Source organism: Sphingobacterium anhuiense, assembly GCF_042686355.1.
In the GTDB taxonomy this organism is placed as follows: domain Bacteria; phylum Bacteroidota; class Bacteroidia; order Sphingobacteriales; family Sphingobacteriaceae; genus Sphingobacterium; species Sphingobacterium anhuiense.
In genome coordinates, this window is sequence record NZ_JBHUPE010000007.1 from 498,214 (window position 1) to 521,290 (window position 23,077).

General features: G+C 36.4%; 24 protein-coding genes. 15 read left to right on the forward strand and 9 right to left on the reverse strand.

What is annotated here, in order from left to right:
* Positions 1-52 precede the first annotated feature (52 nt).
* Positions 53-1,045 (reverse strand): aspartate-semialdehyde dehydrogenase, encoded by a 993-nt coding sequence (locus ACFS6I_RS18730; RefSeq protein WP_021190281.1) that lies wholly within the window; start codon positions 1,043-1,045, stop codon positions 53-55.
* A 475-nt stretch (positions 1,046-1,520) separates the two neighbouring features.
* Between ACFS6I_RS18730 and ACFS6I_RS18735 the strand changes: the two genes are divergently transcribed.
* The 10 genes from ACFS6I_RS18735 (at position 1,521) to trhO (ending at position 10,564) form a co-directional block, all read left to right on the forward strand.
* The gene (locus tag ACFS6I_RS18735) at positions 1,521-2,471 is read left to right on the forward strand and encodes an NAD-dependent epimerase/dehydratase family protein (protein ID WP_380922954.1); all 951 of its coding nucleotides are present in this window, start codon (positions 1,521-1,523) and stop codon (positions 2,469-2,471) included.
* A gap of 1 nt (position 2,472) precedes the next feature.
* Positions 2,473-3,198 carry a YebC/PmpR family DNA-binding transcriptional regulator gene (locus ACFS6I_RS18740; RefSeq protein WP_380922956.1) on the forward strand — a complete coding sequence of 242 codons (726 nt, stop codon included), beginning with the start codon at positions 2,473-2,475 and terminating at the stop codon, positions 3,196-3,198.
* A gap of 131 nt (positions 3,199-3,329) precedes the next feature.
* Positions 3,330-4,622 carry a hypothetical protein gene (locus tag ACFS6I_RS18745; protein ID WP_380922958.1) on the forward strand — a complete coding sequence of 431 codons (1,293 nt, stop codon included), beginning with the start codon at positions 3,330-3,332 and terminating at the stop codon, positions 4,620-4,622.
* A gap of 74 nt (positions 4,623-4,696) precedes the next feature.
* A complete protein-coding gene (locus ACFS6I_RS18750; protein WP_380922960.1) occupies positions 4,697-5,440 on the forward strand; it encodes a DeoR/GlpR family DNA-binding transcription regulator in 744 nt (247 codons plus the stop codon).
* Positions 5,441-5,497: 57 nt separating this feature from the next.
* Positions 5,498-6,850, forward strand: a complete 1,353-nt coding sequence (locus tag ACFS6I_RS18755; protein ID WP_021191413.1) for a flippase — start codon at positions 5,498-5,500, stop codon at positions 6,848-6,850.
* Positions 6,851-6,878: 28 nt separating this feature from the next.
* Positions 6,879-7,520: an FkbM family methyltransferase gene (locus ACFS6I_RS18760; protein WP_380922962.1), complete on the forward strand. Its 642-nt coding sequence runs from the start codon at positions 6,879-6,881 to the stop codon at positions 7,518-7,520.
* Positions 7,521-7,525: 5 nt separating this feature from the next.
* On the forward strand, positions 7,526-8,437 hold the full coding sequence (locus ACFS6I_RS18765) for a glycosyltransferase (RefSeq protein ID WP_380922964.1): 912 nt from the start codon (positions 7,526-7,528) through the stop codon (positions 8,435-8,437).
* A gap of 1 nt (position 8,438) precedes the next feature.
* Entirely contained in the window at positions 8,439-9,194 is a 756-nt protein-coding gene (locus ACFS6I_RS18770) for a glycosyltransferase family 2 protein (protein WP_380922966.1), read from the forward strand.
* Positions 9,194-9,409 carry a DUF3820 family protein gene (locus ACFS6I_RS18775; RefSeq protein WP_021191410.1) on the forward strand — a complete coding sequence of 72 codons (216 nt, stop codon included), beginning with the start codon at positions 9,194-9,196 and terminating at the stop codon, positions 9,407-9,409. The genes ACFS6I_RS18770 and ACFS6I_RS18775 overlap by 1 nt, the downstream gene beginning before the upstream one ends.
* Before the next feature lie 168 nt (positions 9,410-9,577).
* Positions 9,578-10,564, forward strand: a complete 987-nt coding sequence (gene trhO / locus ACFS6I_RS18780; protein WP_208700869.1) for an oxygen-dependent tRNA uridine(34) hydroxylase TrhO — start codon at positions 9,578-9,580, stop codon at positions 10,562-10,564.
* Between the two features lie 64 nt (positions 10,565-10,628).
* On the opposite strand, the gene trmB is transcribed toward trhO, so the two are convergent.
* The 4 genes from trmB to ACFS6I_RS18800 all read right to left on the reverse strand — a co-directional run bounded on the left by trmB (position 10,629) and on the right by ACFS6I_RS18800 (position 12,835).
* A complete protein-coding gene (gene trmB, locus ACFS6I_RS18785) occupies positions 10,629-11,285 on the reverse strand; it encodes a tRNA (guanosine(46)-N7)-methyltransferase TrmB (protein ID WP_132844328.1) in 657 nt (218 codons plus the stop codon).
* Positions 11,286-11,576: 291 nt separating this feature from the next.
* Positions 11,577-12,086, reverse strand: a complete 510-nt coding sequence (locus tag ACFS6I_RS18790; protein ID WP_380922969.1) for a hypothetical protein — start codon at positions 12,084-12,086, stop codon at positions 11,577-11,579.
* Entirely contained in the window at positions 12,061-12,480 is a 420-nt protein-coding gene (locus tag ACFS6I_RS18795) for a hypothetical protein (protein WP_132844332.1), read from the reverse strand. The genes ACFS6I_RS18790 and ACFS6I_RS18795 overlap by 26 nt, the downstream gene beginning before the upstream one ends.
* Positions 12,481-12,565: 85 nt before the next feature.
* The gene (locus ACFS6I_RS18800; RefSeq protein WP_021191406.1) at positions 12,566-12,835 is read right to left on the reverse strand and encodes a YtxH domain-containing protein; all 270 of its coding nucleotides are present in this window, start codon (positions 12,833-12,835) and stop codon (positions 12,566-12,568) included.
* 239 nt (positions 12,836-13,074) lie between these two features.
* Here ACFS6I_RS18800 and ACFS6I_RS18805 point away from each other — a divergent pair, with 239 nt between their 5' ends.
* Complete coding sequence (locus tag ACFS6I_RS18805; RefSeq protein ID WP_380922971.1) at positions 13,075-14,613, forward strand: YifB family Mg chelatase-like AAA ATPase; 1,539 nt, start codon at positions 13,075-13,077, stop codon at positions 14,611-14,613.
* Positions 14,614-14,615: 2 nt separating this feature from the next.
* Here the strand turns inward: ACFS6I_RS18805 and ACFS6I_RS18810 are convergent, their stop codons facing one another.
* From ACFS6I_RS18810 to rsfS, 4 genes are read right to left on the reverse strand one after another with little or no spacing between them, the layout of a single operon-like run.
* Positions 14,616-15,239 (reverse strand): rhomboid family intramembrane serine protease, encoded by a 624-nt coding sequence (locus tag ACFS6I_RS18810; RefSeq protein ID WP_132844336.1) that lies wholly within the window; start codon positions 15,237-15,239, stop codon positions 14,616-14,618.
* 4 nt (positions 15,240-15,243) lie between these two features.
* Positions 15,244-15,891, reverse strand: a complete 648-nt coding sequence (locus tag ACFS6I_RS18815; protein ID WP_380922973.1) for a LutC/YkgG family protein — start codon at positions 15,889-15,891, stop codon at positions 15,244-15,246.
* Between the two features lie 59 nt (positions 15,892-15,950).
* Positions 15,951-18,023 (reverse strand): ATP-dependent zinc metalloprotease FtsH, encoded by a 2,073-nt coding sequence (gene ftsH / locus ACFS6I_RS18820; protein WP_183917892.1) that lies wholly within the window; start codon positions 18,021-18,023, stop codon positions 15,951-15,953.
* Between the two features lie 44 nt (positions 18,024-18,067).
* Positions 18,068-18,442: a ribosome silencing factor gene (gene rsfS, locus ACFS6I_RS18825; protein ID WP_021191401.1), complete on the reverse strand. Its 375-nt coding sequence runs from the start codon at positions 18,440-18,442 to the stop codon at positions 18,068-18,070.
* A 50-nt stretch (positions 18,443-18,492) separates the two neighbouring features.
* Here rsfS and ACFS6I_RS18830 point away from each other — a divergent pair, with 50 nt between their 5' ends.
* The 4 genes from ACFS6I_RS18830 (at position 18,493) to pfkA (ending at position 23,046) form a co-directional block, all read left to right on the forward strand.
* Positions 18,493-19,263, forward strand: a complete 771-nt coding sequence (locus tag ACFS6I_RS18830; RefSeq protein WP_380922976.1) for a biotin--[acetyl-CoA-carboxylase] ligase — start codon at positions 18,493-18,495, stop codon at positions 19,261-19,263.
* A gap of 229 nt (positions 19,264-19,492) precedes the next feature.
* Complete coding sequence (locus ACFS6I_RS18835) at positions 19,493-19,942, forward strand: protein-disulfide reductase DsbD domain-containing protein (RefSeq protein ID WP_021191399.1); 450 nt, start codon at positions 19,493-19,495, stop codon at positions 19,940-19,942.
* A gap of 266 nt (positions 19,943-20,208) precedes the next feature.
* On the forward strand, positions 20,209-21,900 hold the full coding sequence (locus tag ACFS6I_RS18840; RefSeq protein WP_380922978.1) for a protein-disulfide reductase DsbD family protein: 1,692 nt from the start codon (positions 20,209-20,211) through the stop codon (positions 21,898-21,900).
* A 171-nt stretch (positions 21,901-22,071) separates the two neighbouring features.
* The gene (pfkA, locus tag ACFS6I_RS18845; protein ID WP_208700860.1) at positions 22,072-23,046 is read left to right on the forward strand and encodes a 6-phosphofructokinase; all 975 of its coding nucleotides are present in this window, start codon (positions 22,072-22,074) and stop codon (positions 23,044-23,046) included.
* Positions 23,047-23,077: the final 31 nt, after the last annotated feature.

Sequence of the window (23,077 nt, forward strand, 5' to 3'; positions counted from 1 at the left end):
AAAGAGCTATATCAATGTGTTGATATAGCTCTTTACGTATATGAAGATCAGATTAAATTAATCCCTTTTCTCTTAATGTTTCTGCAATTTGAATGGTATTAGTTGCAGCACCTTTACGCAAATTATCCGCAACTACCCACATATTTAATGTATTCGCTTGTGAGTCATCACGACGAATACGGCCGACAAATACTTCATCTCTACCGTGTGCATCTTTTGGCATCGGATACTGCAAATTAGCTGGATCATCAACGACAATAACACCGCTTTGAGCTGCTAATGCTTCACGAACATCTGCTAAATCAAAATCACGCTCAAACTCAATATTTAATGATTCAGAGTGTCCACCCATTACTGGAATACGAACGGTAGTCGCAGTCACTTTAATGGAATCATCACCCATAATCTTATTTGTTTCCAAAATCATTTTCATTTCCTCTTTTGTATAACCGTTTTCTTGGAATACATCAATTTGAGGAATAACATTTAAATCGATCTCGTAAGCATAAGCTTTCTCGCCATCCTTAATACCCGCACGCTCATTCATCAATTGCTCAACAGCTTTAACACCTGTACCAGTCACAGACTGATAAGTAGAAACGACAACACGCTTAATTTTATATTTGTCATGCAACGGCTTTAAAGCAACGACCATCTGTATGGTTGAACAGTTTGGATTAGCGATAATTTTATCTTCAGCAGTTAATACATCTCCATTAACTTCTGGAACAACCAATTTCTTGGTCGGGTCCATACGCCAAGCGGAAGAATTGTCAATAACTGTAATTCCAGCTGCGGCAAATAATGGCGCATACTCTAAAGAAGTACCTCCACCAGCAGAGAACAAAGCAACATCAGGTTTTAAAGCAATAGCTTCAGATGGAGTAACCACCTTATACTTCTTTCCCTTAAAATCAATTTCCTTACCCTTACTACGCTCTGAAGCTACTGGAATTAATTCTGAAACTGGGAAATTGCGCGCTGCTAACACTGTTAACATCTCAGTACCTACAAGGCCTGTTGCGCCGACTACTGCGACTTTCATCTTTCTACTTTTTCTTTAATTTGTTATAAAATGTATTATAAATGTTCTAATGAGAACATTCTTATTTCTCAAACTTACGAAATTAAGGGCTAATATTTAATGATTATTGCAAAAAAATAGATTAATCAATAGTAATATCAATAGCCTAGTCCTATTTTAATAAAATATCTTAAATTAATATCCTGCTGAACTATTTTAAAATTACAACTTTTAAGTACAAAATAGAACAAACTGATATCACGACAGACGCTGCAAAATAAGCAATCGATTGCTCTCAAATAAAACCATGTTTAATCAAAAATAAAAGCAAATAAAATTTGCTAAAAAATCAGAAAAAAAGCGCTAAAACGAAACAGCTAACAGGCCGAATGTCGTGACAATAAAGACTTTATAAAACTAAAAAAAGAATAACTGATAATCACTTCAATGGTTTCAAGACATTGATTAGGATAATAAAAATACTATATTTGCATCGATGAAAGAAAGCATTATTATAATCGGTGCAAATGGTCAAATCGGAACAGAATTGGCTACAGCTTTAAGAGAGAAATTTGGTATTGAAAATGTCGTTACTTCCGATATTAGAGAACCTCAAAATTTAAAGGATGGGGAAATCTTTGAAACCCTAAATGTACTTGACAAAAGTGCAATAGAATCCCTTTTTCAAAAATATAAACCAACACAAGTATATTTATTAGCGGCTATGCTATCGGCGACTGGTGAAATCTATCCACAAAAAGCCTGGGATCTTAATATGAACGGTCTCCTTAATGTGCTGGATCTTGCCGTTGAATATAAAATTTCAAAAATTTTCTGGCCGAGCTCAATTGCAGTATTTGGACCTCATTCACCTAAAACCAATACAGATCAGTACTGTGTGATGGATCCAAATACCATTTATGGAATCAGCAAACTTGCCGGCGAGAGACTTGTAGAATGGTATCAGGAAAACCGTGGATTAGATATCCGTAGTATTCGCTACCCGGGTATTATTTCTTGGAAAGCTGAACCAGGGGGCGGTACAACAGATTATGCTGTTCATATTTTCTATGACGCACTGAAGAAAGGAACGTATGAATGTTTCTTATCTGAAGATACAGCATTACCGATGTTATATATGGACGATGCTATCCGCGGTACTTTACAGTTGATGGATGCACCAAAAGAAAGTTTAACGATTCGCTCAAGCTATAATTTAACAGGTGTAAGTTTTACCCCAAAAGAACTAGCTGAAGAAATTAAAAAAATTCTTCCTAATTTTACAATCACTTACTCGGAGAATGATCCTAGACAGGCCATTGCAGATTCTTGGCCAGCTAGTATTGAAGACTCTCCAGCAAGAGCAGATTGGAACTGGAAGCCTGCTTTTGATTTAGCAAAGCTTACTGTCGATATGATAGAGAATCTTAAAACAAACAAAATATAACATGGGAAGAGCTTTCGAATTTAGAAAGGAACGTAAGTTTAAACGCTGGGCCAAAATGGCAATCCAATTTACGCGTTTAGGAAAAGAAATTGCAATTGCGGTGAAGGAAGGTGGTCCTCACCCAGAATCAAATTCTAGATTACGTACAGCGATAAACAATGCGAAAGCTGTAAATATGCCTAAAGATCGTGTAGAAGCGGCTATCAAAAGAGCTTCTGAAAAAGATTCCAAAGGCTATGAAGAATATGTATATGAAGGATACGGCCCTCACGGAGTACCTATCTTAATTGAAACAGCAACCGACAACACCAATAGAACTGTAGCCAATATACGTAGTTATTTCACCAAAGCGGGTGGAACATTGGGTAAAACAGGATCTCTAGACTTTATTTTCAACCGTAAATCTCTTTTTAGATTTCCTGCAACAGAAGATCTGGATGTAGAGGAACTAGAATTAGAACTCATTGATGGTGGTCTTGAAGAATTGTACGTCGAATCTGATGAAGAGGGGAATGATGTAGTTGTTGTCCAAACTTCATTTGAAGATTTTGGAAATATGCAACGTCTTCTTGAGGAAAAAGGAATCGCGGTATCTTCAGCAAAATTAGAACGTATTGCTTTATCTCATTCTGAAATTTCGGAAGAAGATGCTGTAGATGTATTAAAACTAATCGACAAGATTGAAGAAGATGATGATGTTCAAGCTGTATACCACAACATGGCTTAATATTTTTCTAACAACATAAAAAAGAGCGCTTGTCGCTCTTTTTTTATACCCAAAATTATTTCAAAATAGCACTCAAGCTATTAAAGATTAATAAAATAGTATACATTTGTAATAGACTAAATACTTTCAGGATGACTTTTGAAGAATTTTTCGCTAAAAAAAAGATTGACTTAACTGCTTTAAAAAAAGCGGACAACTCACTTTATGAAGAATTTAAAAAGCACTATGTGGCCATGGGTGCAAAAAGTTTTGACCATACGAAGAAATTTTGGTTCAATAGACTCCGAAAAAGTTATCGATTAGAAGAGGTAATAGTTGACAAGAAAGAAATACAACAACCTGCTCCAATTGTAAAAGAACAACAAGTTGTTGCGGCTGAAACGGCCACTCCATCTACAGGTTTTAAACCGCGCTTTAAAACAATGGTAAAACCTGACATAGCTCCTCCTATTGAAACAGAATTGAAAGATGAGGATGTCGAAAAAACGCAGAATGCTGCCATATCACAAGAAGTAACAGCAAAACCGGCCGGATTCAAACCTAGATTTAAAGCAGGAGTAACATCGTCACCTGTATCCGAGCCCGCTGCTGATACGGAAAGCCTCGACAATAAAAAAGAACAATCTGATCCTACTGCAGATATTACGACTAAACCTGCTGGATTTAAACCCAGATTTAAAGCTGGCGTAACAAAACCGGCGACTGTAGCAGAACCGACAGATACGGAACAAAAAGTAGATGCACAGCTTGATCAAACGGATCAACAGAACACGCCTGCTGAAGCAGCAAACAAACCTGCTGGATTTAAACCCAGATTTAAGGCTGGAGTAACAAAACCGGCGACTACAGCAGAACCGGCAGATGCAGAACAAAAAATAGATGCACAGCTTGATCAAACGGACCAACAGAACACGCCTGCTGAAACAGCAAATAAACCTGCTGGATTTAAACCTAGATTTAAAGCAGGACTAACAAAACAAGCTACTGCAGCAGAACCGACAGATGCGGTACAAAAAGCAGATGTACAGCTTGATCAAACGGATCAACAGAACACGCCTGCTGAAGCAGCAAACAAACCTGCTGGATTTAAGCCTAGATTTAAAGCAGGACTAACAAAACAAGCTACTGCAGCAGAACCGATAGATGCGGTACAAAAAGCAGATGTACAGCTTGATCAAACGGATCAAGAGGACACGCCTGCTGAAACAACAAACAAACCTGCTGGATTTAAACCTAGATTTAAAGCAGGACTAACAAAACAAGCTACTGCAGCAGAACCGACAAATACGGAACATAAAATAGAAAAGCAAGAGGATGAAACCGTTAAAGAGGATCTTCCAATTGAACCTGCAAGTAAACCGACTGGTTTTAAACCACGATTTAAAGCGGGAATAACGCAGATAAAAAATAAAGATAACGGTTAAAATACTTTTATTTTTTATACCTTCATTTAATTACATTTGTATATAAATTATTTCGACTATATAAACTATCTGTCATGTTAAAAGAGGAAAGACAAGCTTTTATTATACACCAAATAAATCTGCACAATAAAGTATTATCTTCAGATTTAAGCATTCAACTCAACGTATCTGAAGACACCATACGTCGTGATTTAAATGAATTAGCGGAAAATGGCAAAGTACTAAAGGTTTATGGCGGGGCTTTATCCAAATCTTTTCAATTTCCCTTTCAAGATGGAAATGTTTATGCGAAAGAAGCTAAAAAGGAAATCGCTAAAAAAGCAATTACTTTACTTCAAAATGGCATGACCATTCTTGCTGGTGGTGGAACAACGATGATTGAACTTGCTCGACTAGTACCTGACAGCCTTCAATGTACCATATTTACGATCAGCCCCCTTGTTGCATTAGAATTAGCTGAAAAACCAAATTTAGAGGTTATTCTAATTGGCGGAAAACTTTCCAGGAATACAAATATCGTATCGGGATCTCAAGTAACCAATGAGCTTTCTGATATCAAAGTAGACCTTTGTTTATTAGGAACAAATAGTCTTTCCACTCAAGATGGCGTTACAGATTCTGATTGGGAAGTTGTGCAAATTAAAAAGGCCATGATTAAATGTTCAAGCAAACTGGTTATCTTAAGCATTGCCGAAAAATTAAACTCCGTGCAGAAGATGAAAGTTGTTCCAATTCATGATGTCAATTACCTTGTAACAGACCTTAATCCAACACACCCGAGCTTAACCGAATTCTCCAATACGATTAATGTATTGTAATAATACGGTGGGATTCTCATGCAAACCTCTAAAAAAAATCAGTAGGTTTGCATCATAATGAAAATACCGGCATTACCAGGATTTAATCCAGAGGCATTCGAAAAATATTTCAAAAACACGGGTTGGCTTTTAATGGCCCGTGTAGGATCCCTGTTTATCAAGATGTTGGTCACTACTGTTGCATTACCCTCCTACCTAGGGAGTGCAAATTTCGGAACTTACAGTTATCCCTTAGTTTTGCTTGCTTTCTTTACAGGCATTTCCACAATGGGTACCGATGGCCTCATCACCCGACAAATCATTCAGCATCCTGAAAAGGAAAATGAGCTTTTAGGTTCGGCATTACGCATTCGTATCATAACGGGTTTACTCGTCTTGCCGCTTATTTACATCACTTACTTTTTCATCGCTCAGTACGCACCAGAAGCCCCAGCTGCTACTTTTAAACAGATTGTACTTGTCTCCTTTATCTGCATCATACAGGCCGTTCAGATTATCGACAGCTTCTTTCAAGCGAAAGTGAAAGGTAAGATGATTATGATCGTACAGGTAGGAGGAAACATTCTTTCTGCTGCTATAAAACTGATATTAATTCTGTTAAAAGCCCCATTAGATGCTTTCATCTGGACTTTAGTTATTGATGTTCTTATTTTACAAATCGGGTATTTAGCACTCTACCGTAAACTGGGACATCATATTTCCAAATGGAAATATGATGCCACTACTGCTAAAGAATTGATCAAACAAGGCTGGCCATTAGCCTTCTCTTCTTTGTTTATTACCTTTTACATGAAGATCGACCAATTGATGATCGACGCGATATTGGGTAAATCAGCATTAGGAGTTTATACGGTTGTCGTAAATTTTAGTGAAAGTTGGTATTTTATACCTGTAGCTATTTCTACATCATTATTTCCCGCCATAATGAATGCCCGAAAAGGGAGTCCTGAGTTATATCAAAAAAGACTAGGAAACTTATATGAGCTTATGGTTTTTGTTAGCGTATCTGTTGCTTTGGTTGTTACATTTCTCGCCCCTTTTATTTTTAAATATTATAAGCCAGAATATGCACCAGGACTGCATACGCTTCAAGTGCATATTTGGGCAGGTGTATTTACTTTCTTAGGAACAGCGAGTGCACAATATCTCATTGCTGAGGGTCTTACAAAGATCACCTTATACCGAACAGCTTTTGGTGCAATTGTTAATGTCGTGCTGAATTATTTCTTCATACCAAAATTTGGAATTATTGGAGCTGCTTACGCAACTCTAATCGCCTATTTTGCTTCGACTTTTTTCCTTCTTTTCATTAAAAGGACTCGTCCGAATGCTATTTTGATGATCAAATCACTTTTTCTTTTAGGGCTTTTATCTACGATAAAAGAAAGATTTTTGAAAATAAATCGTTAAGTTTATTTCCACTAATAAAATCTAAAAAATGGAAAAAACAGGTAGCTACCAATCATTATTCAATAGTAAATTAATTAAGGGACTATTATCCTTGGCCTTTAAGGGATATTTCGTTCAGACAGGCTGGATCAACTCCTATTTAAACAAAGAATCATTAGATCCGAATGGAAATCCAATCCCTTGGCTCACTTACTCCTTTTTAGATTTTATTGATGGTCGCTTAAATAAAGATTTATTACTTTTTGAATACGGAGCAGGCAATTCAACCTTATTCTATGCAAAACATGTCAAAAAAGTAACTGCTGTAGAACATGATAAAAATTGGTTTGAACGTATTAAAAATCAAATGCCAGCAAATGTCGCTATTAAGAACATTTCTTTAGAAAATGACGACTATATCAACGCAATAAAACAGGAAGACCAGCTTTTTGATATTGTTATTGTTGATGGTAGAAAGCGCGTTTCCTGTTGTAAAAGTGCCATTGAAAAATTAAGCATTGGTGGCGTATTGATATTGGACGATTCTGAAAGGGCACACTACCAACCTGCTATTGACTTTCTTTTACAACAAGGATTTAAACATATCCCATTTTCAGGCATAGCAATCGGTGCTATACATCGAAAAGCGACATCCCTATTTTACAAAGAAAATAACTGCTTAGGAATATAATCATAATGTCAACAGCTCCCATTATCTTATTTGTTTACAATCGACCAGATCACACTTTACGTACGTTAAAGGCACTGGAAAATAATAATCTGGCTTCCGAGTCTGCATTATTTATTTACGCGGATGCTGCTAAAAATAAGCAATCAAAGGCTGCAGTAGAACAAGTACGGGAAATTATCAGTAGAAATTGGAAATTCAAAACTGTTACCCTTATTTTAAGGGAATCGAATTGCGGATTAGCAGCAAATGTCATCGACGGTGTAACTAAAATCGTAAAACAATATGGTCAAGTGATCGTTTTAGAAGATGATTTAGTAACCTCCCCATTTGCTTTGGAATACTTTAATGATGCTCTAGAACTTTACCGACATCAAGATCAGGTCATGCAGATATCTGGCTATGGTTATCCCGTAAAAGATATTGAAACTCTACCTGAAACGTTTTTCTTTAGAGTAGCAAATAGTTGGGGCTGGGCAACATGGGATCGCGCTTGGAATCATTTCAATAGCGATATTAATACCTTAACAGATGATTTTACGGCTGAGCAAATTCACCAATTTAGTATTGAAGGCAAGGAGAATTTTTGGAAGCAGGTGAAAGAATTTAAAGCTGGAAAAATCAACTCTTGGGCTATCCGTTGGTATGCATCTGTTTTTAAAAACGACGGGTTAGTGCTTTATCCCCGCAATTCATTGACACAGAATATCGGTAATGATGGCTCCGGAACACATACAGCCGCAGAGACGACCTATCAAGTTGTACTTGCAAATAAAAAAATAACACAATTTCCGCAAGAAATTCAAGAGCATGCACAAGCTTATCAATCAATTAAGTATTTTTATGCCCATAGAAAAGGTTCACTTTTACAAAGAGGGATCCGTTTTGCAAAAAAGAAACTCAACGAATTAAAAAAATAACATGTATAATAATCCCACGTTTTCCATCATTACAGTCGTTTACAATAATGTGCGGGATATTGAACATACCTTAAAATCTGTTGTGAGTCAAACCTACAAACATGTAGAGTACATTGTTATTGACGGTTTATCTACAGATGGAACTTTGGATGTGATCGAAAAATATAGACCACAAATATCAGTTATTTTATCCGAAAAGGATAACGGGATTTACGATGCAATGAATAAAGGTCTAGCGCTGGCCACAGGTGATTATGTTTTATTTCTGAATTCTGGAGATGAGTTGTACAGTAAGGAAACGTTAGCAAACCTCGCTGAAGTAAGTGAAGGAGCTGATATTATTTATGGTGAAACTTTCTTAATAAACGAACAACGAGAAATAATTGGTGAACGTCGGCATAAGGTTCCTGCATATTTTAACTGGAAAAGCTTTCGCTATGGCATGAATATCTGTCATCAGGCAATCTATATCAAACGTGCTATTGCCGAACCTTATGATTTACAGTATAAATTGTGTGCAGATATAGATTGGGTCATCAAGGCCGCAAAAAAATCATCTATCGCTGTAAATGCCCATCAACATGTTGCGCGTTATTTAGTTGGCGGAATGTCGAAACAAAGACATCGTGAATCCTTGAAAGAGCGTTATGACATATTTCAAAAATACTACGGCACAATTCCCAATCTGTTCAATCATTTTATAATTGCACTGAAAATGATTGTATACCGTATCAAAAATGGTAATCCCGAAGACTAATGATGAACCCAGAAATACTTACGGAACTTGTAACCGTTAAAATGCCTTTTGGAAAATATCAAGGATACACGCTCTGTAACCTACCCGAACCTTATCTGGTATGGTTCCACCAGAAAGGTTTTCCACCAGGAAAACTGGGGATTCAGCTCGGTACGTTATATGAAATAAAATTAAATGGACTTGAGTATTTACTAGAGCCCCTGAAGAAAAAGTGACGAATATTATGGATGTAAAGGTTGTCGTTTTTTATGTTCCATCCCAATAATCGTCCTTCGTAGGTATATGAGAAAAAGTTAAAAATTGTATAATTTCCAATTTTTAACTAAATTTGCCCTATAATTCATTTGCATTAAACGCCGTTTGCAGCGGTATCAATGAAAACTATGGCACAATATCAAACTTTACTGTACTATTGCTACAGTCCTATCGCTGACGCTGAAAAATTTGCGGCAGATCATTTAGAATTTTGTAAATCATTAAATTTAGTTGGACGTATTATCGTTGCTGACGAAGGTCTTAACGGAACGGTTTCGGGTTCACCAGAGTCTTGCCAAGCGTATATGGATGCAATTTATGCCGATGGAAGATTTAATCATACCGAGTTTAAAATAGACGATGTTACGGAACCATCTTTTATTAAGATGCACTGCCGTTACAAAACTGAAATTGTTCACTCGGGTTTACGGGATCCAAAAATTATTGACCCCACTCAGAAAACAGGAATACATCTTGAGCCTAAAGACTTTATGGAAATGAAAGATCAAGATGATGTTGTTGTTCTTGATGTACGCTCTAATTATGAACATAATGTTGGTCACTTTAGAAATGCCGTAACCTTAGACATTGAAAATTTTAGAGAATTCCCTGAAAAAGTTAAAGAACTTGAAAAATATAAAGGTAAAAAAATCTTAACCTACTGTACTGGTGGTATCAAATGTGAAAAGGCATCAGCATTATTACTTGCAGAAGGTTTTGAAGATGTTTATCAACTACATGGCGGTATTATCAAATATGGTAAAGAGGCCGGAGGTAAAGACTTCGATGGTAAATGTTACGTCTTTGATAACAGGGTTACTGTTGATGTCAACTCTGTAAACCCCGTAGTGGTTTCAAAATGTAAAAACTGCGGAAAAGAAACACCGAAGATGATTAATTGTGCCAGCCCGATCTGCAATGAGCATTTTACACAATGTGATGAGTGTGGTGAAAAACTTGAGGGCTGTTGCTCTACGGCTTGCCAAGAAGATCCGTTGAAGCGTACCTATGATGGCACAGGCTACTATGTTAAGATACCTCAACCGGTCAACATCGAAAAAATAAGCAAAAGAAAACATAAAAACTTTCCGCCTAAAGCGCAAGTTGAGGCATAAGTAAGAAGGCTCCATCCGATTAGGATGGAGCCTTCTTACTTATGAAAGGCATTTCAGAAAAGAATTATATCTGATCAAATGACCATTTAACATAGTTTATATTTTTATCAACAGCCAAATATTTCTTCTCATAATATGTTTTAATAGACAACACCTCATCTACTAAATCAGAATGATACAAATCTGCTGTTTCGACATGTTTAGGCAGTCCTAAGATTTCAATCTGTTCTAATGTGTAATTATAAAAACCATCGTTATCCGTTTTCAGGTTCATAAATCCACCATCATTTAAAACAAACTTATAACGGCCTAGAAAAGTTGGATTGGTCAGTCTTTTTTTCTCACGGCTATCCTGCGGTTGTGGGTCTGGGAATGTAATCCAGATTTCGGAAACTTCATTTTCTGCAAAATACTCTAAAATCGTTTCAATCTGAATACGTAGAAATCCAACATTACTAATACCTTCTTCAATAGCAGTTTTTGCTCCTCTCCAAATCCGGTTACCCTTGTAGTCAACACCAATAAAATTCTTTTCAGGGAAAAGCTTGGCCAAATTGACAGTATATTCACCTTTTCCACAAGCCAACTCTACAACAATTGGATTATCATTTTTAAAATGCGTTTTAGCCCATTGACCCTTAAGCGCTTTACCTGCATCAAGTTCTACGACATTGTCAAAAGTACCAATTTCTGCAAATTTTCTAAGTTTGTCTTTACCCATTATAATAAAATATCCTGCAAAAATAATCTTATTCTTGCAGTAATCAATAGTATACTAAAATTAAGTGGAGAGTACGACCGCTCAAAAAGTCGCGGAAAAGTAATAAAATCGTAAATGTCAGTGCAACATTCAAAAATTCATCTTATAAAATAAAGAGGAATAAGCTTGATGAAATAGCTAAATATTATTAGCAATAAAAATGATCAAAGAAAGATAACTGTCGCCAGCAATTCATTAATAAAGCCAACATATGGCTTTGGTTAAGAGCACTGCAGGAAACAGGTATCCTCATTAATAAGTTTCACTATAGGAAGGTATACCATATTCATTCACCTGATCTTCAACTACGGGAAGCTTCTCCACATCGACCTTTTTTTTCTTATTCTTTTTAGGTTTAATAAAATCTGTCACCTTCTCGATAATACTTGAAATTTTATCTTGATTAACCTGACCAAGAGCTTTTTCCGAAGCTAATAGAAGAAGAGCTTTTTTCAAAACACCAGCTTTTTTAAAGAAAAATCTATTCATAACAAAAGGTACACCAATGCGCAGGGCTTTTGTTACCCAGTCTGAGTTAGTGCCACCACTATTTTTAGTAGAAGCAAATAGACCTGTTATGATATTTGCACCTGGAATGTTAGATTTAAGCGCATTAAAAATACGTACAGGCGTCTCTATTTTATGATTCAATAATTTAACTTGAGACTTTAAATAAGCTTCCTGTTCGTTTTTTAAAATCTTGAGACGCGCGATTTCAGCCTTAAGCTCTGCGAGGTTATGAATTTTGCTTTTTTTCGTCATCTTCTAAGTTTTCTTGTTTCAAATTATTTTCTTCTTCATCTGCTTCATCATCCCATTTTGCAGAGAACCTGCGAATAGACAAATCCATAAATTTAGTCTCCAATTTTGGTTCTAATACACGAATCAGTAACAATATCACCAAAAATATTACTGCTGTCGCTAAAAATCCTAAAGAATTACTACCTAATACTTCTCCCAAATAAAAACCAAGGGCAAGACAAAGGAAAAATATAATAAATAAGGTTAAAATAATTTTTGCTCCATCGACAATCAAGCTTGCGATCAAACGGGAAGATCGCTCAACGGTCTTTAGCCGAATTAAATTTAATTGCGAATCTAAATATTCCTTGGTCTTTTGGAATGTTCCACTAAGCGAGAATTTTTCTTCTTCCATTTATTTTTATTTTAACAATCAGAGGCTTTTTAGCCTCTGATAATATGATCTATAATATTTTTTTAAGCTCTAAACCAACAGCCACCTATGCGTGTTCTGTTATTTCGTCTTCGAAAATTTCTTCCCCTTTATTGATTTTTGTTTTGAGGGTTGAAACTATTTTTTCTTTGAAGTCATTAAGCTGATCAAACTGCTCTTCTGCGCGTTCACGGATAGCATCTCCCAAATCTGCTAATGATTCATTTAACTTGTCTCTTGTCTCTGTTCCTTTATCAGGTGCGAATAAAATTCCTAAAGCGGTTCCTGCAGCTAACCCTGCCAATAATGCCACTACTACTTTACTAGTATCATTCATATTCTTAAACTTTAAATGTTAATTCTTTGCAATCCGTTCTATTCATTAATAATACAAATAGAGTAGCAAATCGTTTGCCAAAACCAATTATTTTTTGACATATGATAAATATCAATTACTACAATATAATGTATTTTATCTAAAACCACAACTTCATGCTGTTCCTCAAAGGAAAAAAATAATTCTCAAGAAATAGTTAAACCTTTTTATTAACTTTAATGATCAGTTAGACCAATTATATGTTAACAAAGACCTATAGTAGTGCAGTATATGGCATTGAAGCAACTAGTGTCGCTGTTGAAGTAAATATAACAGCAGGAACAAGATATTATATTGTTGGATTGCCCGATAATGCTGTCAAAGAAAGCTTACAGCGTATAGAAAGTGCCATTGTGTCTTGCGGTCTTCGCATGCCCAGACAAAAAATCGTTGTCAATCTTGCCCCAGCAGATATTCGCAAAGAAGGCTCAGCTTATGATCTTGCAATTGCGACAGCAATACTGGCTTCGTCTAATCAAATTAATGTCGACAAATTAACGGATTACCTCATATTGGGTGAGCTCTCGTTAGATGGTAAGATTCAAGCTATAAAGGGAGTGTTACCCATCGCTATTCAGGCGCTTAAAGATAATTTCAAAGGAATTATTCTTCCGAATACAAATGCAAGAGAAGCCGCAATTGTTTCCAATTTACAAATCTTCGGCGTTGATAATCTGACGGAAGTGGTGGATTTTTTTAACGATAAGCATGATCTTATGCCAACTGCAATCAATATTGAAGAAGAGTTTTTAAAGAAAATCGATCATGCTGAAACTGATTTTGGTGATGTTAGAGGTCAGGAAAACATTAAAAGAGCTTTAGAAATTGCGGCATCCGGCGGTCACAACGTCATTTTAATAGGTCCGCCAGGAGCAGGCAAAACAATGCTGGCAAAGCGATTGGCGACGATCTTACCCCCATTAACAATAGAAGAATCATTAGAAACCACTAAAATTCACTCTGTGGCTGGACAGCTGTCGGCCAAGGAATCTTTGATGACAACTCGACCCTTTCGGTCTCCCCATCACACCATTTCTGATGTTGCTCTGGTCGGGGGTGGCGCAACTCCTCAACCTGGAGAAATCTCATTATCACATAATGGTGTTTTATTTCTGGACGAACTTCCGGAGTTTAAAAGAACTGTATTGGAAGTGATGCGACAACCATTAGAGTCACGGAATATTACAATCTCAAGAGCAAAATTTTCGGTCGATTATCCCGCAAGTTTTATGTTAATTGCTGCCATGAATCCATGCCCATGTGGATATTACAATCATCCCGAAAAAGAATGTATATGTGGAAGCAATGCCGTGCAACGTTATTTAAGCAAAATATCAGGACCACTACTGGACCGGATCGATCTCCATGTGGAAGTTACACCAGTGGCATTTAAAGAGCTTGTATCTAATGAAACATCCGAAAAAAGCATAGTGGTCCGACAACGGGTCATTGCTGCTAGAAAAATTCAAAGTGAACGTTTTAAACAGTATAGTGAAATTCATAGTAATGCTCAAATGAGCAGTACCCAAGTTCGAGAACGCTGTCAGATCGATTTGCAGGGAACACAGCTCCTTAAGGTCGCCATGGAGAAATTAGGTTTATCGGCAAGAGCATATGACCGAATCTTGAAAGTAGCTAGAACAATCGCCGATATGGAACAAGAAACCAACATCCAGAATCATCATCTTGCTGAAGCAATACAATATAGAAGCTTAGACCGCGAAAACTGGGCAGGATAATGCTAAAATTGACTTATAAAATGCTTAAAAATCCATGGATAGAGCAACAAGGTTATAATCACTCCCGAGATTGCTCCAAATAAATGTGCATCGTGGTTGACACCGTCTCTTGAATTTTTAGATGCCCAAATACAGTAACCAAGAAAAAGTACCGCAAATATGTAAGCAGGCATTGGAATGATCATAAAGATACCGAGCATCATTTTAGGATCAAACATGATATAGCTAAATAAAACAGCACAGATTGCTCCTGATGCACCTAAACTATAATAGCCCGGATTATTTTTGTGCTGGAAAATGGTAGGGATATCACTCAATATTAAACTGGAAATATAAATGATTGCAAACTGAAGGTGTCCCCAATCACTGACCTGTATCAATATTTTTTCTAAGCCAAATCCAAAATAATAAAATGTGATCATATTAAAAAGGAGATGCCCCCAATCTTTATGAACCATGCCGCTGGTTAAAATAGTATAAATGCGTTTTTTACGATATATACTATAAGGATGTAACATCATTTCTCCCAATACTTGTGGATTGGAAAAACTATAGATACTTGAAGCCACTGTCAAAGCAAAGATAATACTCGCAACTGGAGTTAAAAAAAGGTATTCCTGTATCATATAATTAAAAACGATCCTCTAATAGTAAAACATATAATTCTTTTGGTCCATGAGCTCCCAGGACCAGGCGTTTCTCGATATCTGCTGTACGGGAAGGTCCTGTAACTGTCGAAACCATTGTGGGCATTTCGTTGCCATAGCGTCGTTGCATATAGGATAATGCGTCTTTAATATCCCATACCATCTGCGAAGCTTTTGCAATCACAATATGGATGGGCGGATAAATTCCCAATCTACGTCCTGATGCATTCGCATTGCTGACCATGATACTACCGTTACGCGCAATCATAACCTCACAAGAAGTTATCCCTGCATCCGCGGCATCAAATTCAGTTTCATCCGTATGTATAGGAAAACCGTAAGGGTTCAAAAGGTCTTGCACACCTTTTTCCCAGGTAAATATTTTTTTAATATTATTTTCCTCCGTCAGATTAATCAAATTCTCAATCAGTTCAATCTCGCCATCACAATACAAAAACTTACCCCCTACTGCTGTTAATTCGCGTGCAAAGGTCACATCCACAAGCTCATCTTCTTCCTGATATAAAGGTGTTTTCTGAAATTTGGGATGTGGATTATCGGTCTTTTCTACCAGAGCTTTTCTTATTTTACTAAGCATTTGCTCTTTACTGCTGCTATTTTTAACATTCATACGGTGGAACTGATAAAAAATACAGCGCTTCTGAAAAGAAGCGCTGTAGAATTAAAAATTTATACGTTTGGATTATCCTCTTCTTTAATACCTACTTTGGGTTCTGCGCTGCTCGCCTCTTCAGGTAACACATCTAATGGAAGATCTGTTTGCGGAACACCGCCACCATCTCCACTATTCACAAACTCATCATACGTTGTTTTCGTATCAAAAGGACGTTTTCCCAAAATTTCTTCCAGATCACTTTGAAATAAGATTTCCTTCTCTAAAAGTTTTTCGGCGATCGCAATCAAACCTTCTTGTTTATCTAACAATAATTGTTTTGTTCTTGCATAAACGTCAGTAATTAAATTACGTACCTCAGAATCAATTAACTCTGCCGTTTTGTCAGAATAAGGTTTATGAAATTGTTCAGATCCATCACGGAACGAAACATTCCCAACTTTATCATTCATACCATAGATAGCAACCATTGCGTATGCTAATTTTGTAATTCTTTCCAAATCATTTTGTGCACCCGTAGAGATACGTCCAAATGTGATATCTTCAGCTACACGTCCACCCATTGTCATACACAAACTATCAACTAACTGTTCGGTCGTATATAAGAACTGCTCTCTAGGTAAATACTGCGCATATCCCAGTGCAGCAACGCCGCGAGGCACGATAGATACTTTCACTAATGGATCAGCATGCTCTAAGAACCAACCTGCAATCGCATGACCAGCCTCATGGTAAGCAACAATTTTCTTCTCTTCTGGTGAAATGATCTTATTTTTCTTCTCAAGACCTCCAATAACACGATCTACCGCATCTTGAAAATCTTGCATATCAATTTCTGTCTTATTCTTACGTGCCGCAATTAAAGCCGCCTCATTACAAACATTGGCAATCTCTGCCCCAGCAAATCCTGGAGTTTGTGCCGACAGTTTTTTAGCATCAACTTCTTCCGATAACTTTAGCGGTTTCAGGTGAACTTTAAAAATATGCTCACGACCGATTAAATCGGGTTTATCAATAGAAACCTGTCTATCAAAACGTCCCGGACGCAACAATGCACTATCTAATACATCAATACGGTTGGTTGCGGCTAAAATAATAACACCTGAATCCGTACCAAAACCATCCATCTCAACAAGAAGCTGATTTAGAGTATTTTCACGTTCATCATTACCACCCATCATGGAGTTTTTACCACGTGCACGGCCTATAGCATCAATCTCATCGATAAAGATGATACATGGTGCTTTTTCCTTTGCCTGCTTAAACAAATCACGAACACGAGAAGCACCGACACCCACAAACATCTCAACAAAATCAGAACCTGATAAAGAGAAGAAAGGAACTTGTGCTTCACCTGCCACAGCTTTCGCAAGTAACGTTTTACCGGTTCCCGGAGGGCCTACTAATAATGCCCCTTTAGGAATTTTACCACCTAGGTTTGTGTATTTGCGTGGGTTTTTCAAGAAATCCACAATTTCCATTACTTCTTGTTTGGCTTCTTCTAAACCTGCAACATCATTAAAAGTAATATTAATAGAAGATTCTTTATCGAATAGCTGTGCTTTAGATTTACCAATATTAAATATCTGACCGCCACCGCCAGCGCCACCACCATTCATACGACGCATCAAGAATAACCATAATAATACCATCACAACAAGTGGTAAAATAAAGGTCACAAAATAATTAGCCCATGGGTTAGAACGATCTTCATAACTTACACTCAATCGCGGTGTACCTGCAGGAAGATTTTCTTGCGCCGCTTTTAAGTTTGAAGCCAAAATATCAGCTGAAGCTTCAGTGAAGTAATATTGAGGGCCTACTTCAGGGTTCAATGACAATGCATTTGCTCCTGGAGCCACATTTTTATATTTTTCATCTTTTAAACGATCTTTCTTGATATAAACATCAATATGTACAAGATCATTTTTCTTAGTACCTTCTAATCTTTCTACATCACCTGTTGGTAAAATGGTAGATTCAAATTCACTGTACGTGATTTTTTTAGCCGAATTATCACTAAAAACGTATTGTAGGGCAAAAAAAACCAATATCAAAGCAAAACTAAGCCACATGACATTAAACTTGGGCGGTTTTGGGGTTATTTTACCAGTTGGTATTTTCTTCATTCTTTCTTATTTATATCGTTTTAATTCTATTTTTTCTATCTTAATTAAGCACTTTGAAAGTCTTGAATTTGAGCGTCACCCCATAAATCCTCGATCGCATAGAGTGCCCTTTTTTCTTTCTTGAAGATATGAACAACTACATCTACAAAGTCAAGGATCAACCATTCGCCAAGACTCTGGCCTTCTTTATATTGTGGATCTTGACCAAATGTTTTATAGACTTCATCTTCTACACTTTTCGCAATTGCTTGCGCTTGAATATGGGAATCTGCATGACAAATTACAAAATAATCGGAAACAGAACTGTTAATATTTCTCAAATCCAATCGCACTATTTCATTTGCTTTCTTCTCTTGCATTCCATATACCACCACCTCTGACAGTCGCGTTGACAATTCTGAACTTTTATTTTTATCCATTAAAAAAAATTATAGTTTTGACTATTGTATACAATTAAAAAATTATCACCTTGCAAAATAACACATTTTCAGGACTTATTATCGGTCAAAATGTAATTACTGTCGATCGAGTGGCATCCACAAATGATTATTTTAAAGAAAACTTGTCAAAATTCAAGCCACAGGACGAAGGTTCTGCCATTTTAGCAGTAGAACAATTCGCGGGGAAAGGTCAGAGGGGCAATATTTGGAAAAGCGAACCTGGTAAAAATATCATAACATCAATCCTCATTTATCCGCATTTTTTAAGAATAGATCAACAATTTACCTTATCGTGCGCCATATGTCTCGGAATATTTAACTGGTTAAAAACAAAAACAGACCAAAAAGTGCAAATCAAATGGCCAAATGATATTTATGTTAATGACCAAAAAATAGTAGGTGTATTAATTGAGAACACGATAAAAGGGAATAAAATCGCGACAAGTGTTATTGGCATCGGTATTAATATAAATCAGACGTCATTTGGCGATACCCAACATATTACCTCACTAAAATCGATCAGCAAACAAGAAGAACCCTATCACATACAATCGCTAGCGACAGAACTTTATCAATTTTTAGATATAGAATACAAACGGTTAAAAAACCAGGATCAAGATCAGCAACTATTAGCATACAATCAAAATCTTTTTAGAAGAGACCAGATTAAAAAATATATGGTCAATGAAACAAAAATTGAAGGGAAAATAATACAAGTACTTTCAAATGGCTTATTACAGGTTCAAATCGCAAATAAAATAAAAGAGTTCAATCTCCAAGAGATTAAATATGTCCTTTAAGCAACAAAATATTTACCCTGCTCCGATAAATATATTGGACCAAAAAAGTAAATTTGCTAAAAGAAATTAAACTTTAGCTATTTTCTACGGTCTTATAGCAAGAGCATGATTTGTATAGAAAGTTTTTAATATTAAAATATTCTGAAAAAACCATCAATGCCTATCGTTTATTGAAAATAATAAATATGCTAATGATAGCTTTGTAACAATAAAAAAACAAATATATTCCATGAAAAAATTAACATTATTAATAGCAGTACTATTTTTTGCTATTTCAGGAGCAGTAGCTCAAATCCACGATCCTGTTAAATGGACTGTTGCTTCAAAAAAATTAAATGATAAGGAAGCTGTTATCTTTATCAAAGCCACTATTCAAGACGGTTGGCACATTTATTCTCAAAATGTCGGTGAAAATGGCCCTATACCAACCTCATTTACATTTCCTGCATCTAAAGATTATACACTAAATGGTAAAACAGCTGAACCTAAAGCAGCAACAAAATACGAAGAGGTCTTTAAAATGAATGTAGGCTACTTTAAAAAAGAGGTGATTTTTCAGCAAAAAGTAAAATTAAATAAAGGAACAACAACTGTAAAAGGTAGTGTAGAATACCAAGCTTGCGATAAAACACAATGTCTTCCACCAACAGATTACGCATTTTCTGTAGCAATCAAGTAAAAAAATAACAGCATATATGTGCACAAAACGCTATTCAGCTAACTCACTATGGTTAGTTGAATAGCGTTTTCTTATTAGCGTGCGAATCCAAATCACTTCATGAAATGTTAATTTTCTGCGATTTATTATATGTACGCCTGTGATGACGAATAAATGCCTGTAAGATTACCTTTAGATAGTAAAATTGACTTTACAACTACTAAACAATAAGGTGATTCTCAATGTCTTTTTTTAATTTTACAAATTATCTTAGAACTCTATATATAATGGCTAAAAAGAAACTATTTTTTATCTACTTCGTTATTTTCAGTTTATTTATTCCTGTTCTTTCTTTTGCAACAGCACAAGACTCTTTACTTAGTGTAGAAGGAATCGAATTTTCAGAATCTGCTGATACAACATCCCCTGTTGAAGTGACAGAGGATTTGGTTTTCTCTGAAAGTCCTGATACCCTAAGTCAGGATACAACTAAAGCCCTGACGCAAACAGCAATTGATCAAGTTCCCGAAGAAAAAAAATCACTTTGGGGTATTTTCATCGCAGGTTTAGTAGGAGGTTTTATGGCATTATTGATGCCTTGTATCTTTCCTATGTTACCGTTGACTGTCAGTTTCTTTACAAAACAATCAGGATCCAGAGCCAGTGGAATAAGTAAAGCTTTACTATATGGATTATTTATCATCATTATCTATGTTGCACTGGGCATGATCATTACTATTTTATTTGGTTCTGATGCTCTTAATGCACTTTCTACAAATGGTATCTTTAACTTCTTATTCTTCCTTCTATTAGTCGTCTTTGCAGCATCATTTTTTGGTGCATTTGAAATCACGCTACCAAGTTCATTTGTCAATAAAATGGATGCCAAATCGGACAAAGGTGGTTTGGTAGGTCTATTTTTCATGGCATTTAGCCTTTCTTTAGTTTCCTTTTCCTGTACAGGACCGATTATAGGTACCTTGTTGGTGGAAGCAGCCTCTAAAGGCGAGCGCTTAGGCCCAGCAATCGGTATGCTTGGCTTTTCTATTTCTTTAGCAATTCCTTTTGCATTGTTCGCAATGTTCCCTTCATTATTAAAATCCCTTCCAAAATCTGGAGGCTGGTTAAATAGTGTCAAAGTAGTCCTCGGATTTTTGGAGTTGGCCTTAGCCTTAAAATTCTTATCAAATGTTGATCTCGCCTACCATTGGAATTGGTTTGATCGCGAGGTATTCCTTTCTTTATGGATCGTTATTTTCGGTTTAATGGGACTCTATCTGATTGGTAAAATTAAGTTTTCTCATGATAGTGAGCTCAAATTCTTATCCGTACCACGTACATTTTTAGCGATCACAGTCTTTGCTTTTGTGATGTACATGATACCGGGACTATGGGGAGCTCCTTTGAAATCTATATCCGCATTTTTACCACCATCTGCAACTCAGGATTTTGATTTATCTGCAGGAATAGCAAGCGCTCCGGCACACTCGGATGGTAAAGTGAAAAAATATGCGGAGATATTCCATAAACGTGGTACTCCTAAAGGATTTGATCCTTACTATGACTACGACCAAGCATTAGAAACTGCTAAAGAATTGAACAAACCAGTTCTAATTGATTTTACAGGATGGAATTGCGTTAATTGCAGACAGATGGAGGCAAACGTCTGGACAGATCCTAAGGTGGCAAAATTATTAAAAGAAGGTTTTGTAATGGCAGAGCTATTTGTGGATGACCGTACTGAATTACCTAAAGAAGAACAAATTATTTCAACTTATTCAGGAAAGAGAATCAAGAATATCGGAAACAAAAATTCAGATTTTCAAGCTTCGAAATTTAATAGTAATTCACAGCCTCTTTATGTGATTGTCGATACGCAAGGAAACGTTTTGGTTCCACCTTCAGGAGCAAATTACGATCCTGTTGCCTATGCGCAATACTTACAAAGTGGTATAGATGCGTTCCATGCAAAAAAATAAAGACTCCATGGGGCGTTGATTTTGTTGAATCGAATCCAGTACGAGCAAAGAATAAAAGCAATCGCAACTTATTTGGGTGATCAATTTACAAATAGATAACCCAAATAAGTTGTTTTTTTCATTCAACTGGTTTATATTGCAAACCGAAATAAGATTTATTAAGTTTGAATTATGAGTAATATTAAAAATATAGCAGTATTAACTTCTGGAGGAGATGCTCCAGGAATGAATGCTGCCATTCGCGCGGTAGTTAGAGCAGGTATATATAATGGTTTAAATGTTTTTGGTGTTAAAAGAGGCTATGACGGCCTGGTCAGTGGCGATATGTATGCCATGGACGTTAAATCTGTCGCGAACATCATACAACGCGGTGGTACCATTTTAAAAACAGCAAGAAGTGATGAATTCAGAACTATTGAAGGTCGTCAGAAAGCTTATGAAAATGTAAAAGCTGCTGGTATTGATGCTCTTGTTGTTATTGGTGGCGATGGAACTTTTACAGGTGCATCCAAATTTCTAGAAGAATTTGATATTCCTATCATCGGTCTTCCAGGTACAATTGACAATGACCTTGCTGGTACTGACTTTACAATAGGTTACGACACGGCTATAAATACCGTTATACAGGCTGTTGACAAAATTAGAGATACAGCAGAATCTCATGACCGTCTTTTTGTAATTGAAGTGATGGGTAGAGATTCGGGATTGATTGCGTTAAGATCGGGTATCAGCACAGGTGCTGAAGCCGTTTTAATCCCTGAGTTTAATGTGGATTACGACGCCATCATGAAACGCTTAGATAAAACACGCAAAAGCAAATCTTCACGTATCATCATTGTTGCCGAAGGCGATTCGGAAGGTGGAATGGTTGTGTCAGAAAGAATCAAAGCAAACTTTCCTAAATATGATGTTCGTTTATCGATATTAGGTCATATACAACGTGGCGGAAGCCCAACTTGCATGGATAGAGTATTGGCCAGTAGATTAGGTGTTGCCGCTGTAGAGGCTCTCCTAGAGGGGCGCAAAGGTGAAATGGCGGGTTTAGTGCATGGCGAAGTACAATTTATATCTTTCAAAAAAGCAATTAAACACATTGATTCAATCAATCAGGATTTATTAAGGATAGTTGAAATTCTATCCTTATAAAAATAACAACATAAAAAAACCCGGAGTTAAA

Bases quoted from the DNA above. Each gene is read 5' to 3' on its own strand.
- ACFS6I_RS18835 (WP_021191399.1), top strand. From the start codon at position 19,493: ATGAAAAAATTAACATTATTAATAGCAGTACTATTTTTTGCTATTTCA.
- ACFS6I_RS18805 (WP_380922971.1), top strand. From the start codon at position 13,075: ATGTTAACAAAGACCTATAGTAGTGCAGTATATGGCATTGAAGCAACT.
- ACFS6I_RS18760 (WP_380922962.1), top strand. From the start codon at position 6,879: ATGGAAAAAACAGGTAGCTACCAATCATTATTCAATAGTAAATTAATT.
- ACFS6I_RS18800 (WP_021191406.1), bottom strand. From the start codon at position 12,835: ATGAATGATACTAGTAAAGTAGTAGTGGCATTATTGGCAGGGTTAGCT.
- ACFS6I_RS18815 (WP_380922973.1), bottom strand. From the start codon at position 15,891: ATGAATGTTAAAAATAGCAGCAGTAAAGAGCAAATGCTTAGTAAAATA.
- ACFS6I_RS18755 (WP_021191413.1), top strand. From the start codon at position 5,498: ATGAAAATACCGGCATTACCAGGATTTAATCCAGAGGCATTCGAAAAA.
- ACFS6I_RS18745 (WP_380922958.1), top strand. From the start codon at position 3,330: ATGACTTTTGAAGAATTTTTCGCTAAAAAAAAGATTGACTTAACTGCT.
- trhO (WP_208700869.1), top strand. From the start codon at position 9,578: ATGGCACAATATCAAACTTTACTGTACTATTGCTACAGTCCTATCGCT.
- ACFS6I_RS18765 (WP_380922964.1), top strand. From the start codon at position 7,526: ATGTCAACAGCTCCCATTATCTTATTTGTTTACAATCGACCAGATCAC.
- ACFS6I_RS18770 (WP_380922966.1), top strand. From the start codon at position 8,439: ATGTATAATAATCCCACGTTTTCCATCATTACAGTCGTTTACAATAAT.
- ACFS6I_RS18730 (WP_021190281.1), bottom strand. From the start codon at position 1,045: ATGAAAGTCGCAGTAGTCGGCGCAACAGGCCTTGTAGGTACTGAGATG.
- ftsH (WP_183917892.1), bottom strand. From the start codon at position 18,023: ATGAAGAAAATACCAACTGGTAAAATAACCCCAAAACCGCCCAAGTTT.
- ACFS6I_RS18810 (WP_132844336.1), bottom strand. From the start codon at position 15,239: ATGATACAGGAATACCTTTTTTTAACTCCAGTTGCGAGTATTATCTTT.
- pfkA (WP_208700860.1), top strand. From the start codon at position 22,072: ATGAGTAATATTAAAAATATAGCAGTATTAACTTCTGGAGGAGATGCT.
- ACFS6I_RS18775 (WP_021191410.1), top strand. From the start codon at position 9,194: ATGATGAACCCAGAAATACTTACGGAACTTGTAACCGTTAAAATGCCT.
- rsfS (WP_021191401.1), bottom strand. From the start codon at position 18,442: ATGGATAAAAATAAAAGTTCAGAATTGTCAACGCGACTGTCAGAGGTG.
- ACFS6I_RS18735 (WP_380922954.1), top strand. From the start codon at position 1,521: ATGAAAGAAAGCATTATTATAATCGGTGCAAATGGTCAAATCGGAACA.
- ACFS6I_RS18750 (WP_380922960.1), top strand. From the start codon at position 4,697: ATGTTAAAAGAGGAAAGACAAGCTTTTATTATACACCAAATAAATCTG.
- ACFS6I_RS18840 (WP_380922978.1), top strand. From the start codon at position 20,209: ATGGCTAAAAAGAAACTATTTTTTATCTACTTCGTTATTTTCAGTTTA.
- trmB (WP_132844328.1), bottom strand. From the start codon at position 11,285: ATGGGTAAAGACAAACTTAGAAAATTTGCAGAAATTGGTACTTTTGAC.
- ACFS6I_RS18795 (WP_132844332.1), bottom strand. From the start codon at position 12,480: ATGGAAGAAGAAAAATTCTCGCTTAGTGGAACATTCCAAAAGACCAAG.
- ACFS6I_RS18790 (WP_380922969.1), bottom strand. From the start codon at position 12,086: ATGACGAAAAAAAGCAAAATTCATAACCTCGCAGAGCTTAAGGCTGAA.
- ACFS6I_RS18740 (WP_380922956.1), top strand. From the start codon at position 2,473: ATGGGAAGAGCTTTCGAATTTAGAAAGGAACGTAAGTTTAAACGCTGG.